At 64.1% G+C, this 16477-nt stretch carries 13 protein-coding genes; 6 read left to right on the forward strand and 7 right to left on the reverse strand.

Annotated features, from left to right (window positions below; genetic code table 11):
• Positions 1-30: 30 nt before the first annotated feature.
• The gene (locus tag FFS45_RS05590; protein WP_137953769.1) at positions 31-1941 is read right to left on the reverse strand and encodes a sigma-54-dependent Fis family transcriptional regulator; all 1911 of its coding nucleotides are present in this window, start codon (positions 1939-1941) and stop codon (positions 31-33) included.
• A 201-nt stretch (positions 1942-2142) separates the two neighbouring features.
• Between FFS45_RS05590 and FFS45_RS05595 the strand changes: the two genes are divergently transcribed.
• A complete protein-coding gene (locus FFS45_RS05595) occupies positions 2143-2415 on the forward strand; it encodes a DUF2964 family protein (RefSeq protein WP_249362655.1) in 273 nt (90 codons plus the stop codon).
• A 291-nt stretch (positions 2416-2706) separates the two neighbouring features.
• Complete coding sequence (locus FFS45_RS05600; protein ID WP_137953705.1) at positions 2707-2997, forward strand: DUF1488 domain-containing protein; 291 nt, start codon at positions 2707-2709, stop codon at positions 2995-2997.
• A gap of 177 nt (positions 2998-3174) precedes the next feature.
• Here the strand turns inward: FFS45_RS05600 and FFS45_RS05605 are convergent, their stop codons facing one another.
• From FFS45_RS05605 to FFS45_RS05625, 5 genes are all read right to left on the reverse strand, one after another.
• Positions 3175-4476, reverse strand: coding sequence for an NCS2 family permease (locus FFS45_RS05605; RefSeq protein ID WP_137953706.1), 1302 nt, complete (start codon positions 4474-4476; stop codon positions 3175-3177).
• Positions 4477-4809: 333 nt separating this feature from the next.
• Positions 4810-5070 (reverse strand): DUF4148 domain-containing protein, encoded by a 261-nt coding sequence (locus tag FFS45_RS05610; RefSeq protein WP_137953707.1) that lies wholly within the window; start codon positions 5068-5070, stop codon positions 4810-4812.
• A 112-nt stretch (positions 5071-5182) separates the two neighbouring features.
• Positions 5183-5956: a slipin family protein gene (locus FFS45_RS05615; protein ID WP_137953708.1), complete on the reverse strand. Its 774-nt coding sequence runs from the start codon at positions 5954-5956 to the stop codon at positions 5183-5185.
• Between the two features lie 90 nt (positions 5957-6046).
• Positions 6047-7564, reverse strand: coding sequence for a nodulation protein NfeD (locus tag FFS45_RS05620; RefSeq protein WP_137953709.1), 1518 nt, complete (start codon positions 7562-7564; stop codon positions 6047-6049).
• 109 nt (positions 7565-7673) lie between these two features.
• Positions 7674-8717, reverse strand: a complete 1044-nt coding sequence (locus FFS45_RS05625; RefSeq protein WP_137953710.1) for an AraC family transcriptional regulator — start codon at positions 8715-8717, stop codon at positions 7674-7676.
• A 278-nt stretch (positions 8718-8995) separates the two neighbouring features.
• On the opposite strand from FFS45_RS05625, the gene FFS45_RS05630 reads away from it, so the two are divergent.
• The 4 genes from FFS45_RS05630 (at position 8996) to FFS45_RS05645 (ending at position 14985) form a co-directional block, all read left to right on the forward strand.
• Positions 8996-10129, forward strand: a complete 1134-nt coding sequence (locus tag FFS45_RS05630; protein WP_137953711.1) for an acyl-CoA dehydrogenase — start codon at positions 8996-8998, stop codon at positions 10127-10129.
• Positions 10130-10181: 52 nt separating this feature from the next.
• Complete coding sequence (locus FFS45_RS05635; RefSeq protein WP_249362657.1) at positions 10182-11954, forward strand: AMP-binding protein; 1773 nt, start codon at positions 10182-10184, stop codon at positions 11952-11954.
• Between the two features lie 108 nt (positions 11955-12062).
• Complete coding sequence (locus tag FFS45_RS05640; RefSeq protein WP_137953771.1) at positions 12063-12866, forward strand: enoyl-CoA hydratase; 804 nt, start codon at positions 12063-12065, stop codon at positions 12864-12866.
• 181 nt (positions 12867-13047) lie between these two features.
• Positions 13048-14985, forward strand: coding sequence for an EAL domain-containing protein (locus FFS45_RS05645; RefSeq protein ID WP_137953712.1), 1938 nt, complete (start codon positions 13048-13050; stop codon positions 14983-14985).
• A gap of 28 nt (positions 14986-15013) precedes the next feature.
• Here FFS45_RS05645 and FFS45_RS05650 read toward each other — a convergent pair whose 3' ends face one another.
• Positions 15014-16195 (reverse strand): MFS transporter, encoded by a 1182-nt coding sequence (locus tag FFS45_RS05650; RefSeq protein ID WP_249362659.1) that lies wholly within the window; start codon positions 16193-16195, stop codon positions 15014-15016.
• Between the last annotated feature and the right edge of the window lie 282 nt (positions 16196-16477).

Below are 16477 nucleotides of genomic sequence, written 5' to 3' on the forward strand. Positions count from 1 at the left end.
TGCGATGCCTGCGCTGCCGGGTGACGCAGATCAATGGATGCGGCTGCGGCGCAGATAGCGATACACGGTATTGCGCGCAAGGCCCAGTTCGCGGGCGGTGGCCGAGATATTGCCGCCGTGACGCGAGAGGGTTTGCGCGATCAGCGTCGTCTGCCAGTCCTCCATCCGGGCGCTATGCCGCGGCTGCGCGTCTGCCGCACTCTCCGCCGCACTCGCACCTTCAACGCAGTCGTGCAGGAAATCCTCCGGCAGGTGTTCGATATCGATCTGTGCGGCCCCCTCGGCCATGATCGCGGCCGTGCGCAGAACGTTCGCCAGTTGTCGCAGATTGCCGGGCCAACGACACCGTCTGAACTGATCAAGCACATCCGCGCTGACCCGCACGGGCAAGCGTTCGCTGTCGCGTTGCGCGTGGAGGATGCGGGTCACGAGTTCGGCCAGATCCGTGCGCTCGCCCAGCGCCGGCAAGGTCACGACGAGCCCGTTGATGCGGTAGTACAGATCTTCGCGGAACGTTCCAGTTTCGATCATGGCGCGCAGATCGCGGTGGGTTGCACAGACAATCCGCAGATCGACCGGAATCGCTCGCGTGCTGCCGAGCGGCGCCACGGTGCGCTCCTGCAGCACGCGCATCAGCCGCACCTGCTGGGCGAGCGGCATATCGCCGATTTCGTCGAGAAACAGCGTGCCGCCGTCGGCCTGCACGATCTTGCCGACGCTGCCGCGCTTTTTCGCGCCGGTAAACGCGCCGTCTTCATAGCCGAACAGTTCGGCTTCGATCAGCGTGTCAGGCAGCGATGCGCAGTTGAGCGCGACAAACGGCGCTGCGCGGCGCGGCGAATCGTGATGGATCGCACGGGCAAGCCATTCCTTGCCGGTGCCGGTCTTGCCGAGCACGAGAATTGGAATATCGCGGCCACGGACCTTGGCGACATGTCGCAGGAGGGCCGCCATTCGCGCGTCGCCGGTGTCGAGCGCGGCGAGCGTTACCGGCGCGGCCGGCTGGGCTGAGGGACGCATCGCGGCGGCTGTGCCGGTCGCCTGAACGGCGAGACCGGCGGCCGGCGCGAACTGGCGCGGCGCCGCGAATTCTCCGCGCGCGATGACGCGCACGCCGCTGGGCAACGTCAGCGTGGTGCATTCGCCCGGAGCGCAGAGCGTTTGCTGCAACACGGCGGGAAAGGCGCTGCCGAACAGCGCCTCGAACGATTGCTGTTGCAGCGCCGCGAGCGGCTGCCCCAACTGAAACAGCGCACTGCGGTTAGCGGAGAGAAACGTGCCGTCCGGCGCAAACGCCGCGAGCCCTTCATACAGCGTGCCGATAAATTCGGCGCGCGCATGAAAATGGATGCGCACGGCGTCGGCGAACTGGTTGGAAAACAGATGGTTCTCGATCATCTGCGCGGACATCCGCACCAGCGCCAGCGTGTGTTTGTGAAAACCGCGCGTGTCGCCGCTCACATCGAGCGCGCCGATCGTGCGGCCATAGGGATCGGCGATGGGGGCGCACGAGCAGGTCAGAATCCGGTTGGCACGAAGAAAGTGTTCGCCGGCATGCACGACGGTCGGCTGGCCCTCGACCAGCGCCGTGCCGATGGCGTTGGTGCCGCGATCCGACTCGGCCCATGACACCCCCGGGCAGAGCGCAACCCGCCTGGCCTTTTCGATAAAGTCGTTGTCGCCGAGGCTATGCAGGATTACGCCGTGACTGTCGGTCAGCACCACCATGCTTTGCGTGTCGACAATCTGCGCATGCAGCGTCTCCATCACCGGCAGCGCATGCGCATACAGGGAATGATTGCGTTCGACCAGATTGCGCAGCGCTGGTTGACGCAATGGGTGGAAGTCGGGGGTTTCCGAGGCGCGCAGTCCGACCTCGACTGAGCGCGCATGGGCCTGTGCAAGCAGATCGGTCCGGTCCGCCAGGGGGCGGACGGCCAACGGCGCCGTAGTGGGCGTGCCAGGGCGATGGGTCACTGCTCGTCTCCGGTTGGATTGCGGCACAGGGGGTACGTTGCCCGCCCGTTGCCATCCCGCAGCGCAGCATGCCGCGCTGCCGAAGATTCATCTTACAGGATTGCGCTGTGCCGCTGCGTCGCACTCGCGGGCAATTCCGGGCTTGCGTTCGCGCGCAAAGGTGCAATGATTCAGCTATGGGATGCGTTCGCGCCGCGTCCCGCAGAGGCTTTGCCCGCCTCGACAGCGCCAGTTCGGGAGTACGCCATGGTGCATACGGAATTCAGGGTCATCCTTGCAGTGCTGGCGACGTTTGCGTCGGTCGTGGGGATAGCGATAGTGATTCATGGAATGCTGTTCGACGAGAGCGATGTGACCTTGTCCGGCGCTGCGGCAATCGCCGCCAGCGTCGTCGCAAGTGCCGTCCTGCTGAATCTCTGGCCAAGAGATCACTCGTAGACGCACTGCCTTGTGTCGACGGACGGCGCGATGCGCAAGACGCAGCGCGCCGGTGGGTAGGACTGTGTTGCCGTGCCCAGCACTGGGCGCATCCTGCACCAGAGTGGTCAATCCGGAAGGAAAACTTGCGGCCCGCAGGAAGTCGTCTAAAGTGAATGAAATCAACTGCAACGAGCGTGTTTTCGCGCTTTTTGCCGTTGTTGTGACCCGCGCCTCGACCACGGAAGGAGGCAACCAGAATAAGGCGTGCGCGGCCTAGCGTGATCCACCCGTCAAACCAAGGCGAATCCCATGCAGATCATTTTCCCGAACGAAACCCCTGAGTATTCGGGGCGCGAACTTACCCTGGCGTTCCCGGCAATGGTCGATGGCGAGAGGGTGGAGTGCATGATTACCGCCGAGGCGCTTGAAGACCACTACGGGGCGGCCTCGTACCGTCTCGAAGACATGATCGGCGCCTTTGCCGAACATCGGGCCCGGATCGAGGCGGCGACGCGCCGCCTGCTGTCGGAGACGAGCGCGCAATGCCTCGTGCTGCGCAGCGGCTATGTACGCTTCTACGAAGCGAACTGGCGCAATTGACGATTGCCGGGCGCGCCGAGGTTGATCAGGGTTGCTAACGGTTGACCGGTTGCCGGATGTGGGCAATAGAAGCCCAAACCGCTGCGGCTCGCCGCCGTTTGGCGCTGCGTCAGATCACGCGGCGCGGCAAGACGTTGCCCCTTGCACCGGCCCGCCTTGCCGCGGCCGCGGTGGACCTTACTCGGCGCCGAGATAGAAGTAGCGGAACAGGAACACCGCTGCGATGACCCACACCACCAGCTTGACCTGGCGTGCCCGGCCGGTCAGCAGCTTGAGTCCCGCGTACGAGATAAAGCCGAACGCCACGCCGTTGGCGATCGAGTACGTGAACGGCATCAACAGGGCTGTCAGCGCGGCGGGAACCACTTCCGTGGCGTCGTCCCAGGGCAGGTCGACCATTTCACGCAGCATCAGGCACGAGACATAGAGCAGCGCCGGGGCGGTCGCGTAGCCGGGTACGACGCCCGCGAGCGGCGCAAAGAACAGCGCTGCGAGAAACAGCACGGCGACGGTGATTGCCGTCAGGCCGGTGCGGCCGCCGGCCTGCACGCCCGAGGCGCTTTCGATATAGGCCGTGGTCGACGAGGTGCCGAGCACGGAGCCCGCGAGAATCGCGGTGCTGTCGGCGAGCAGCGCCCTGTTCAGGCGGTGCATCTTGCCTTCGACCAGCAGGCCGGCGCGATTGGCGACGCCCATCAGCGTACCGGTCGCATCGAACAGCTCGACGAGGAAGAACACGAGGATCACATTGAGCACGCCGGTCGACAGCGCGGCGCGGATATCGAGGTGAAACAGCGTGGCGTCGATCGACGGCGGCGCGGACACGATGCCGTGAAACTGGTTGCCGCCGAAGAAAAAGCTCAGCACCGTTACCCCCACAATGCCAAGCAGAATCGCACCGCGCACCCGCAGAAAGTCGAGCGTGACGATGGCGAAAAAGCCGATGATCGCGAGAATCACATGCGGGTCATGCAGATTGCCGAGCGTCACCAGGGTGGCCGGATTGCCGACCACCACACCTGCTGTCTTTAGCGAAATAATCGCAAGAAAAAGGCCGATACCCGCCGTGATGGCAATACGGATGGAATGCGGAATGCCGTTGACAATCACCTCGCGCACCCGGAACAGCGTGACGATCATGAACAGGCACCCGGAGATAAACACGGCGCCGAGCGCGGCCTGCCAGGTGAAGCCCATGCCTTTGACGACGGTATAGGCAAAGTAGGCGTTCAGCCCCATGCCTGGCGCGCAGGCGATCGGGTAGTTGGCATACAGGCCCATGATCAGCGAGGCCAAGGCCGCTACGAGGCAGGTCGCCACAAAAACGGCGTCCTTGGGGATGCCCGCATCGCCGAGAATCGCCGGGTTGACGAAGATGATGTAGGCCATCGTCAGGAAGGTGGTCAGGCCTGCGAGCAGTTCGGTGCGCAGGTTGGTGCCAGCTTCGTCGAAGCCGAAGTATCGTTTTACCGAGTCCATAAGGCGGGTTCCGGGTCGTGATGAAGTCGTTTGTTATGGTGCTTGTCAGCCGCTGCCGCTTCTGACGACGGCGGGCGCACGCACAGCGCTACGGGCGGATTGTAGTCACGATTACCGGCGAAGTACCGCACGGGCACGCCCGCCGTGGAGCGGATGCAACAGTCGGGAGGGGGCGTGTCGTGGGGTGCCGGTATCGAAGGGGCGAAATGATACCTTGCCGGCGTGGAGGGTGGGGCAAAGGGATGCCTGGCGGCGCCGTGTGGAACGCCGCAAAGTCAGGCGAGGGGGCAAACGGAAGACGCGCGCTCGATGCCTGAAACGAGCCGGCCGGTTTTACTGCCCGCAGGCTCCGACATGGCCCGCCGCAGCGCGCTGCTGCGCGACGATCAGGCCTGCGCGCTGGGCATTGTCCGGGTAATCAAGCCAGTCGAGCGGATCGTAACCGGCGGCAAGCCACTGCTTCAGCTCTGCCTTGACTTCAGCACGGCTCTTCGGGCCGTTGGGGTTGCATGTCCCTTGCGCCTGGGCAAACGCGGAGGTGACGCAGCAGGCGGCGAGCAGCACACCCAGGCTAATGTTGGAGAGGGTTTTCATAACAGGCTCCCTTCGAGCAATCAGGATAATCCCTGAATTTTAGAATTCACTCCTCCACTGCGAAAGGAGCAAATCCACAACGCATCGTTGCACGGCGCGGCATTCGCGCAACTCACGACACCGACGGCTTACCCATTCTGTCCAGCACCGCGCTGAGCAAGTCGATCGGCAACGGAAACACAATGGTTGAATTCTTGTCCGCGGCAATCGTCGTCAACGTCTGCAGATAACGCAGCTGCATGGCCTGCGGCTGCCGCGCCAACGTCTGCGCCGCCTCCAGCAGGTGTTGCGAGGCTTGCAGTTCGCCCTCCGCGTGAATCACCTTGGCGCGCCGCTCGCGTTCGGCTTCGGCCTGGCGTGCAATGGCGCGGATCATTGTTTCGTTAATATCCACATGCTTGATTTCGACGATGGCCACCTTGATGCCCCAGGCGTCGGTTTGCGCATCGAGCACCTTCTGGATATCCGCATTGAGCTGTTCGCGAGCGGCCAGCAGATCGTCGAGTTCGTGCTTGCCGAGCACGGCGCGCAAGGTGGTCTGTGCCAACTGGCTGGTCGCCTCGAAGTATTTGGCCACCTGAATCACCGCCCGCTCCGGATCGACCACGCGGAAATACACCACGGCATTGACCTTGACCGAGACGTTGTCGCGCGTAATCACGTCCTGCGGCGGCACGTCGAACACGACGGTGCGCAAGTCGATCCGCACCACCTGCTGTACCACCGGGATGATCAGTACGAGGCCAGGCCCTTTGACCTTCCAGAAGCGCCCGAGCATAAACACAACTCCGCGTTCGTATTCACGGAAGATGCGGATCGACGAGGCGATCAGGATGGCCGCCAGCACGATCAGAATGCTGCCGAAGCCGAATGTGAAACCGATCATGGAAGTTCTCCTTGTTTGACCCGCGTGAGCGCTTTGGCGCTGACGCCGGTTCCATGCACAGCGGTCGACCGGAATGAGCGCTTTAGCGTGTTACTCCGGTCCCTCCGCTCGCCGCTGTGATCCTTCCGCCGGTACAACGGTAAGTGTCAGGCCGCGCCGGGCAGTCACGCGCACCGCATGACCAGGTGCAAGCGGCGCCGCGCTGCATACATGCCAGCGCTCGCCATGTACCCGGGCCCAGCCTTCGCCCGCCTCCGAGCTGCCGTGCGGCACGAGGCCGCCGTCGAGCACCACGCCCACGCTGCCGATCAGCCCCTCCGAGCCGGTCACCACCGGACGGCGGCGGGCGCGCAGCGCGACGCTCGAAACGGTGAAGACGAATAGCGCGCTGAACGCGGTGACGGCCGCGATTACCGTAAAGGGAATGCCGTAGCCGGGCACGTCCGTATCGATCAGCATCAGACCGCCCACCACGAAGGCCACAATGCCGCCAAAGCCAAGCGTGCCGAAGGTGGGCAGAAACGCTTCGGCAATCAGGAATGCGAGGCCCAGAAAAATCAGTGCGAGCCCCACATAGTTGATGGGCAGCATCTGCATCGCAAAGAGGCCGATCAGCAGGCTGATGGCGCCCACCACGCCGGGCAGCACGAAGCCTGGATTGGCAAACTCGAAGAACAGCCCGTACATGCCGATCATCAGCAGAATCAAGGCCACGTTCGGGTCGGTGATAACGGCGAGGAAATGGCTGCGCCAGTCCTGTTCGAGCGTGACGATGGGCGCATTGGCCGTGTTCAGCCGCTGATCGCCCGAGGCGGTATTGACCGTGCGGCCGTCGAGCTGGCGCAGCAGGTCGGGCACGTCGCGGGCGGTGAGGTCGATCACATGCTGCGCCAGCGCTTCGTTGGCCGACAGGCTCACGGCTTCGCGCACGGCATGTTCGCCCCAGTCGGCGTTGCGGCCGCGCAGTTGGGCGAGGCCACGGATATAGGCGGCTGCGTCGTGGACCTGCTTGCGCGTTTCAGCCGACTGGCTGTCGGAAGACGCGGCGTTCTGCCCCGCTGGCGCAGCGTTCTGCCCGGATGGTGGGCCGTTTTGTCCAGGCGGCTCGGCTCCGCCCACGCCGATCTGTACCGGCGTCGCGGCGCCGAGATTGGTGCCTGGCGCCATCGCCGCAATATGGCTGGCATAGACGATATAGGTGCCCGCGCTCGCGGCCCGCGCCCCGCTTGGGCCCACGAACGCCGCCACCGGCACGGGCGAGCCCAGGATCGCCTTGATAGTCTGGCGCATCGAGGTATCGAGGCCGCCGGGGGTATCGAGTTGCAGCACGGCGAGTTGCGCCTGCTCCTGCGCGGCGCGTTGCAGGCCGCGCACGATAAAGTCGGCGCTGGCCGGGCCAATGGCGCCGTTGATCGGAATCACCACCACGCGGCCGGGCGCCGCGGCGGCTTCAAGGCTTGAGGTGGGAGCGCTGATCAGTGTGCCGGCGAACGCCAAGAGAACGCCTAGCGCGGCAATGCCGCGCAGGGACCGGATCGCAAGAGCGCCGGGGATACGCCGGCGTCGCGGGCCGGATTGCCGAAACGGGAGAAACGGGTACGTTCTCATCGCGAACGGCCAGGGCGCCGCATCGATGCTGGCCGGATCAATTCACCAGACCTGATCCAGACCCATCGGGCGGCGCGGGCCGGAAACGGGCGGGCCTGCTGTTTATAGCTTAGTCCGATTCCGCCAGATGCGTGAGATTGCCCCGCGCCAGCCGGTAGTCGGTCGGCCGCATGCCGGTCCATTTGCGAAACGCGCGATGGAACGCGCTCGGTTCGGCAAAGCCCACCCGCGCCGCGATTTCCGCAATCGTGCGCCCGCTGTCCTGCAGTTCGCCGATGGCGATATCGCGCCGCAGATCGTCCTTGATCGACTGGTAGGTGTAACCCTCCTGCTTGAGATGCCGTCGCATGGTCGCCTCGGCCAGATGCAGGCGCTGCGCCATTTCATCGGCAGCGGGCCAGCCGGCCATCGGTATGGAACGCAGCAGCTTGCGCACCCGTGCGGCCAGCGAGCCGGGATTGCGGTACTTGACTACAAAGTTGCCCGGCGCATCGCGTAGAAACGGCTTGATCGACTGCGTCGTCTGGATCACCGGCAGATCGAGAAAGTCCGGCGCCAGATCCACATAGGAAGCGTCCTGGCTAAAGCGCATGTCGTCGCAGAACATCAGCCGGTATTCCTGCGCCGCGGCCGGTTCGGCACAGCGAAAGCGTGCAGCCAGCAGCGGAATGCGCCGGCCGACCAGCCAGCATACGAGGCCGTACACGAGGATAAAGTAGGTCGCATAGGCGAACATGGTCGGCTGCGGCGTGCCTTCGCGGTGACTGAATGTGAGGCGCACGCGCTGCGGTTCCGTGCTCAACTGCGCGCTCATGTCGTCGAGGATCAGACGCATGAAACCGAGCGCCCGGGTCAGCGCATGGGCGCCGTCGCGCGCCGTCAGGGCGCACTGGGTCATGGCGATAAAGCTGCCGCAGCGCATCGGATGTGAATCCTGGCCGAAAAACTCGTCGTCGAGCGCGCGGGCGATACCGGCCCAGAGCGCGCCGTATTGCGCCGAGGAGACGCGGCTCCTCGGCGCGCCGAGCATCTGCGGCGCGATACCGGCCGCCTCGATCAGCGGCAGCACGTCGAGGCCGCGCGCACGCGCCAGCGCCAGGGTTTCCTCGACGAGGCTAAGCGAGATGGTTCCTCTATCGTTTTTCGGGGTCATGAAGTCGAAGCAAAGTACAGGGCATGGTGTGGCAAACGGGACGCAAAGCCGGTGTCAGACGTGCCGTATGGCAACGTGCGCGCAGGCCCGGCGTGGCAAACGCGCTCAGTGCGCCGTTCGCGGGGGCATGCAAATCTCATCAGGGTATGCCTGACCGGCTTGTTCAGGCATGCCGGAATGGTAAATGCGCTCATGCAGAATGATCGGGCAGAGCATCGAAGCTGTCCAGTAGCTTGCCTACACTTGTCCACACTTGGACGGAGACGCAAGCTTGAATCATGGACAATTTCTACACCGACGATCAACGGATGATCCGCGACGCGGCACGCGACTTTTCAGTCGATTGCCTCGCGCCCCACGCGGCGCAATGGGACCGTGAAGCGAAACTGCCGGACGAGGTGGTCAGGCAGATGGGTGAGCTGGGCTTTCTCGGCATGATCGTGCCATCCGAGTGGGGCGGCTCGTACACCGACTATGTGGCCTATGCGCTCGCGCTCGAAGAGATCGCCGCCGGCTGCGCCTCTTGCGCGACGCTGGTGAGCGTGCACAACTCGGTCGGCTGCGGGCCGATCCTCAATTTCGGCAGCGACGCGCAAAAAAGCGAGTACCTGGAGGATCTTGCCACCGGGCGCCGGATTGGCGCCTTCTGCCTGACCGAGCCGCAGGCCGGTTCGGAGGCCAACAATCTGCGCACCCGGGCGGAGCTGCGCGACGGCAAGTGGATACTCAACGGCAGCAAGCAGTTTGTGACCAACGGCGCGCGGGCCAATATCGCCATTGTGTTCGCCGTGACCGATCCCGAACTGGGCAAGCGCGGCCTGTCGGCGTTTATCGTGCCGACCGATACCCCCGGTTTCAACGTGGGCCGCCCCGAGCACAAGCTTGGCATCCGCGCTTCGGACACCTGCCCGATCTCGCTCGACGACTGTGCCGTACCCGAGGCCAATCTGCTCGGCCAGCGCGGTGACGGATTGCGTATCGCGCTGTCGAACCTAGAAGGCGGGCGCATCGGCATTGCCGCGCAGGCGGTGGGCATTGCGCGGGCGGCTTTCGATGCGGCGCGTCTCTATGCCAATGAGCGAATCCAGTTCGGCAAGGCCATCAAGGAACATCAGTCCGTCGCCAACATGCTGGCCGATATGACCACGCGCCTGAACGCAGCGCGGCTCCTTGTGCATCACGCGGCGCGGCTGCGCAGCGCGGGCCAGCCGTGCCTGTCCGAGGCCTCGCAGGCCAAGCTGTATGCCTCCGAAGTCGCCGAGGAAGTCTGCTCGCACGCCATCCAGATTCATGGCGGCTATGGCTACCTGGAGGACTACGCGGTGGAGCGCCACTATCGCGATGCCCGTATCACGCAGATTTACGAGGGCACCAGCGAAGTACAAAGAATGGTGATTGCGCGGCAGATTTAGGCGCAGAATTAACCGCCAATAGAGCGCATCCGCGCCGCCCCTGGAGACGACGATGACCGTGCCGGCCCTTTCGACGCAGCGCTTTCTCGACGCTCGCGACCTGCTGTTGCGCCACCGGACTGACTATGAGCGTGCCTATCGCGAGTTCGCGTGGCCGGCGCTCGACGAGTTCAACTGGGCGCTCGACTATTTCGATGTGATTGCGCAGGGCAACGACAACCCGGCGCTCTGGATCGTCGACGATCCCGCCGGCGCCGGCACCCGGTACTCGTATGCGCAGATGTCGGAACGCTCGGCGCGCATGGCGAATTTCCTGCGCGGTGTCGGGGTAGGGCGCGGCGACCGCCTGTTGCTGATGCTGCCCAATCGCGTCGAACTCTGGGACGTGATGCTGGCGGCCATGAAGCTCGGCGCCATTGTGCTGCCCGCCACCACCCAGCTATCCGCCGACGATGTGCGCGACCGCGTGCAGATTGGCGCGGCAAAATTCGTCGTGGTGGACAGCGCGGAGCTGGTGAAATTCGAGACGCTTGAGATTCCATTGACGCGCCTGTCGGTCGGCACGCCGCGCGAAGGCTGGATCGATCTGGCCGGCGCTTACGACGCCGCGCCGCACTTTACGCCGGACGGTCCGACCCGCGCGACCGATCCGCTGCTGCTGTACTTCACCTCGGGCACGACGTCCAAGCCCAAGCTCGTCGAACATACGCATCAAAGCTATCCGGTCGGCCATCTGTCGACCATGTACTGGATCGGCCTGCAACCTGGCGATATCCATTGGAATATCAGTTCGCCCGGCTGGGCCAAGCATGCATGGAGCTGCTTTTACGCGCCGTGGAATGCGCAAGCCTGCGTATTTGTATTCAACTACGCGCGCTTCGTGCCGCAGGATGTCCTCGCTGTACTGGTGCGCTGCAACGTGACGACACTGTGCGCGCCGCCGACGGTCTGGCGCATGCTGGTGCAGGAGCCGCTGGCGGATTATCCGGTCAAGCTGCGTGAGATTGTCGGCGCGGGCGAGCCGTTGAATCCCGAGGTTATCGAGCGTGTGCGCCATGCCTGGGGCGTGACGATCCGCGACGGCTTTGGCCAGACCGAGACCACCTGCCAGGTCGGCAACCCGCCCGGCCAGCCGGTGGTGCCGGGCGCGATGGGCCGGCCCCTGCCGGGCTACCGGATCGAACTGGTGGATGCCGACGATCAGCCGGCGAGCGAAGGCGAAATTGCCTTGCCGCTCGCGCACCGTCCGCTGGGCCTGATGACCGGCTATGCAAACAACCCCAACGCCACGGCGCAGGCCATGCGCAACGGCTACTACCACACCTCCGATGTAGCCATGCGCCGTGACGACGGCTACTACGTGTATGTGGGCCGCGCCGACGACGTGTTTAAGTCGTCCGATTACCGGTTGAGCCCGTTCGAGCTGGAAAGCGTGCTGATCGAGCACGAGGCGATTGCCGAAGCCGCGGTGGTGCCGAGCGCCGACGCGCTGCGCCTCTCGGTGCCCAAAGCGTTTGTGACGGTGCGGCATGGCTACGAAGCCGGCCCCGAACTGGCGCGCAGCGTGTTCCAGTTTTCGCGCGAAAAGCTTTCGCCGTACAAGCGGATCCGGCGTCTGCAGTTCAGCGAATTGCCCAAGACCATCTCCGGCAAGATTCGCCGGGTCGAGTTGCGGCGCCGCGAACTGGAGCGGGACACGCAGCCCGCCCGCGAGCCTGGTGAGTACTGGGAAGAGGACTTTCCGGATCTTGCCGGTTCGAGCGGCCCGAACGGCACGAGCGGTTCAAGCGGTTCAAGCGGTTCGAACGGCGCGAGCGGCAAATAGCTGGCTCGCCTCGCGTTGCGGTGGCGCACAACCGTTCTTTTACGATTTCGACGGGCCGCCGGTTTTTTGCGGCGGCCCTTGCCCTGACATTCCAGCCGGACACCCATGATGATCGAACTCGACTACGCCAACCATGGCGCCATCGCGCTGCTGACGCTGAAACGCCCACCGGCGAACGCCTTTACGCCGGACGGATTGCTGCAACTGCAGCACACTATTGAAACGCTGAATGCCGATGAGCGCGTGCGCGCCATCGTGATTACCGGCGACGGTCCGAAATTCTTCAGCGCGGGCGCCGATCTGAACACCTTCGCCGACGGCAATCGAGAAGTGGCGCGCACTGCAGCAGCACGTTTCGGCGCCGCCTTCGAGACGTTGCAGAATGCGCGGGCCGTGGTGATCGCGGCGATCAACGGCTATGCGATGGGCGGCGGACTCGAATGCGCGCTCGCCTGCGATATTCGCATCGCCGAGCAGCATGCGCAGCTTGCCTTGCCCGAAACGGCCGTCGGCCTGCTGCCTTGCGGCTGCGGCACGCAGACGCTGCCGTGGCTCGTTGGCGAAGGCTGGGCCAAGCGGATGATCCTGACCGGCGAGCGTGTCGACGCCGCGACGGCGCTGCGCATTGGCCTCGTCGAAGAAGTGGTGGAGAAGGGCGCGGCGCGCGAAGCCGCGCTGGCGATGGCGACCCGTGTTACCGCGCTCAGCCCGCAAGCCGTTGCATTCAGCAAGAGCCTGATTCACCAGCCGCGCCATGGCGTGCCGCGCTCGGCGGCGCTGGCGGTGGAGCGCGAGCGCTTTGTCGATCTGTTCGACGGCCCGGATCAGCGCGAAGGCGTCAACGCGTTTCTTGAGAAGCGGCCGCCGCAGTGGCATGTGACGCAGACCGGCCAGGCAGATGCCGGAAATTGAAGATGCTTAGTATGACTTTGTATCAGTAAAACGTCGAAACTGTCGCTTTCAGGCGATCTATTTGCGGCGGTAAAGCAGTGTGTTGGCTTTTCAACTCGCTCCTTTACCGCCGATTTAACGTTTACGCAATAATCCGAGGAGTCGCCGTCTCGATCAATCAACCGTCAAAAGTGCGCAGGTCATGGCTTTCAGTGAACCCAGGTCTCCATTTTTGCAATGGATCGTCTCCTCGTCCCAGCATCTGAGTGCCGACAACCGGCAGGTTTTGCTTGCCAACCTGTTCACCCGGACCGCGTCGATTGTCTTCGCGGCCATTTGCGAAATCAGCGTCTGCGCGACGGCTTACCACCTCCATCCGAACCCCCTGTACGCCGGCTGGCTTAGCGCGGTCGTCGCGCTGCTGGTCACGCGGCTGACACTGATCTATGTTTGTTCGCGCCGTAGCGAACGCGGTCAGCCGACGCCGACATCGGCCTTTCTGGTGGCAAGTATTCTCTGGAGCGCGCTGTTCGGCTTTGGCAGTTTGCTGTGCAATATCAGCGGAGACCAGACACTTTTCCTGCTCGGCAACGTTTGCGCAGTCGGTTTGATCGGTGGGCTCGCCGGACGCAATGCCGGCACGCCGCGCCTCGTGCTGATCCAGATTTCACTGATTCTCGGCTTGCTAGGGTTGGGCGCGGCCCTTTCTCCCGGCTCGGGCAAGCTCGTCCTGTTGTTTCAGGCGCCATTCTGCGCGGCGGGCTTCTTCACGGTCGCCCTGCGCAGCAATCGGGACACCGTCGCGTTGCTGATGGCGCGTGAAAGCAGCCATCGCCTTGCGCGCCACGACAGTCTCACTGGTTTGCCCAATCGCGCCCGTATCAACGAGCTCTTGCTGGAGCGCACCGAAGCGGGTTCCTCAAGTGCGGATCATGCGTTTGCGGTTCTGCTAATCGATCTCGACGGCTTCAAGGCCATCAATGACAGCCTGGGTCATGCCGCCGGCGACCAGATACTTCAGGAAGCGGCGATCCGCCTGCGCGAGATATTGCCGGGCGACGGCCTCGTTGGACGGCTGGCCGGCGACGAGTTCGTCGTGATCCCCGAGGGCGCGCCGCTTGCTCATGAGGTCCGTGCGCTGGCGGACCGTATTGTCAGGACCCTCGCGCGCCCGTTTGGGCTTCACGAGGCTCGTGTGCATATTGGCGCGAGCGTCGGCGTTTCGCTCTATCCGGAGCATGGCAAGACGGGGCCGCAGTTGCTGATCTGCGCAGATCGCGCCTTGTACGCGGTCAAACGCAACGGTAAGAGCGCGTATGCCGTGTTCGACGCCGACAAGCACGTTTCCGACGAAAGTCTGAGCCTGCTGCGCAGCGATCTGGAAGGCGCCATGCAGTCGTTCACGGGCCTGAGGATGGAATATCAGCCAATCGTCGATCTGAGCGACGGCGTTATTTCGGGCCGCGAAGCGTTGCTTCGCTGGACGCACCCGACTCGCGGCGAGCTGTCTCCGGTGGCATTTATTCCAACCGCTGAGCGAACCGGCCTCGTGCTGGCGTTAGGAGAGTGGGCGCTACAGCGCTCATGCGACGAGGCGGCGGGCTGGCGCGATGCCGTGCCGGTCGCCGTCAATGTGTCACCCGTGCAATTGCGCGAAGAATCGTTCGCGGCGACTGTCGAAGCCATTCTGCGTAAAACGAAATTGCCGCCGGAGCGCCTGAATATCGAGGTCACCGAGACCGTGCTGCTAAGCGACGATATCGCCACCCGGCGTAATGTCGCAAGACTTCGCACCCTGGGTATCGGGCTGGCGCTGGATGACTTCGGAACCGGATTTTCGACAATGTCGACGCTTGTGCGCTTTTCGTTCGACAAGCTCAAGATCGACAGCTCGTTCGTCAAGGAGGCGGTACACCGGCGCGAATCCGCTGCGGTGGTTCGCGGCATTGTGGCATTGGCCCGGGAAATGGGCATGCCGACTACCGCTGAGGGCATCGAAACGCCTGAGCAACTGGAGTTCGTCCGCGCCTGCGGCTGCACGCACGCCCAAGGCTACCTGCTCGGCAAGCCTCTTCGTGGCGGCGAGATTCCGCGCCTCGAAGAGGGGCTGGCCGCGCAGGGCGCCGACGAAGGCCGATAAATGGCAAAGCGCGCGATAGCGGCGCATCTCAGGACCTGCGGCGGGTAAGCACCAGTGCGCCGACGCCTGCGATGAGGCCGACCAGGCAGACGCCGTGCCAGCCCGCGTAGGCGAGCGCCAGGTTGCCGGCTTCCGCACCGGCCGCGACACCGAACATCGCACCCGTGACCAGCAGCCCGTTAAGACGGCTGCGCGCGGCAGGTTCGATTGTATTGACGATGGTTTGATGGGAGACGAAGGCCGCCATCACGCCGAGGTCGAACAGCGCCGCGCCAACACCGAGAGCAAGCAGCGAGCCGGTAAAGAGCCACATGCCCGCGAACGACAGCGCCACCAGCAGACAGCCGGTCCGGATCGCCGGCACGGGGCCGGCGCGATCGGCCAGGCGGCCGAGCAGGGGAGCGGCAAGCGCTCCCGCCGCGCCGGCTACCCCATAAGCGCCGGCGGCGCCGGCGCCCAGCCGGTACGGCTGAGCGGCCAGCGCCAGCGCGAGGGTCGACCAGAACGCGCCTAGCGAGGATGCCACGAGTGCCTGCGTATAAACCGCTCTGCGCAACGGCGCATGCTTGCGCCAGAGTTTGCCGAGGCTCGCGAGCAGATCGCCGTAGTGGCCACGCACGCTGACCGGCAGCGAGGGCAGGTAGCGCCACACCGCCAGCACGACCGCGCCTTCCAGAACCGCTGCAACCGCATAGATGGCGCGCCAGCCGAAGTTCTCCGCGATGATCCCGCCGAATGTTCTGGACAACAGAATACCGGTCAGCAGCCCGGTGGTGACCGTGCCGACTACGCGTCCCCGGTGCGACTCGGGAGCGAGGTGGGCAGCAACCGGAATAAAGTCCTGTCCGACGCTGCCGAGCAGGCCAATCATCGTGCCTGTGACAAGCAACGTTGTGAAGTTTGGCGACAATGCCGTGGCAAGCAACGCGAGAATTAGCAGAAGGCCTTTGCCGATAATCAGCGAACGGCGATTCAGCATATCGCCCAGCGGTGCGAGTAAAAGCATGCCTAGCGCGTAACCAATTTGCGTCAGTGTGGGCGCCCAGCCGACCCAATGCGCCGGAACGCCGAAATCCTGTTGAATCGTGGCGAGAATCGGCTGGATGTAATACACGTTGGCCACGCCGATGCCGGTGCCAATGGCCAGTAACAGGACAAGGCTTCGCGTTAGCGGCTCATGGCTGGCTGACACCGCAGCAGATGTCGTCAATGTGCACCTCATGGCGTGTTGCGTGAACGGGATGGGTGACAGGAAGGCACGGTGCGACGCTCGCCGGGGCGATCCGGCGGCCATGCCATGTGATGCGATGACCGGTCATGGGCCAGGCTTCACGTCGTGTGGTTGGTGTTTATGATGGCACAGAATTACATCGCATGAGATGTAATTTGAGTATTCTCCGCGTCCAATCGGTGTACTTCCAGAAACGCGCCCTTGCCGACTGGCGGTTCGATCACGCTGCGCGAATCAGGCGGCTCGGTTTTGCCTGCTGCT

Source organism: Burkholderia sp. 4M9327F10, assembly GCF_005503145.1.
Classification (GTDB): domain Bacteria; phylum Pseudomonadota; class Gammaproteobacteria; order Burkholderiales; family Burkholderiaceae; genus Paraburkholderia.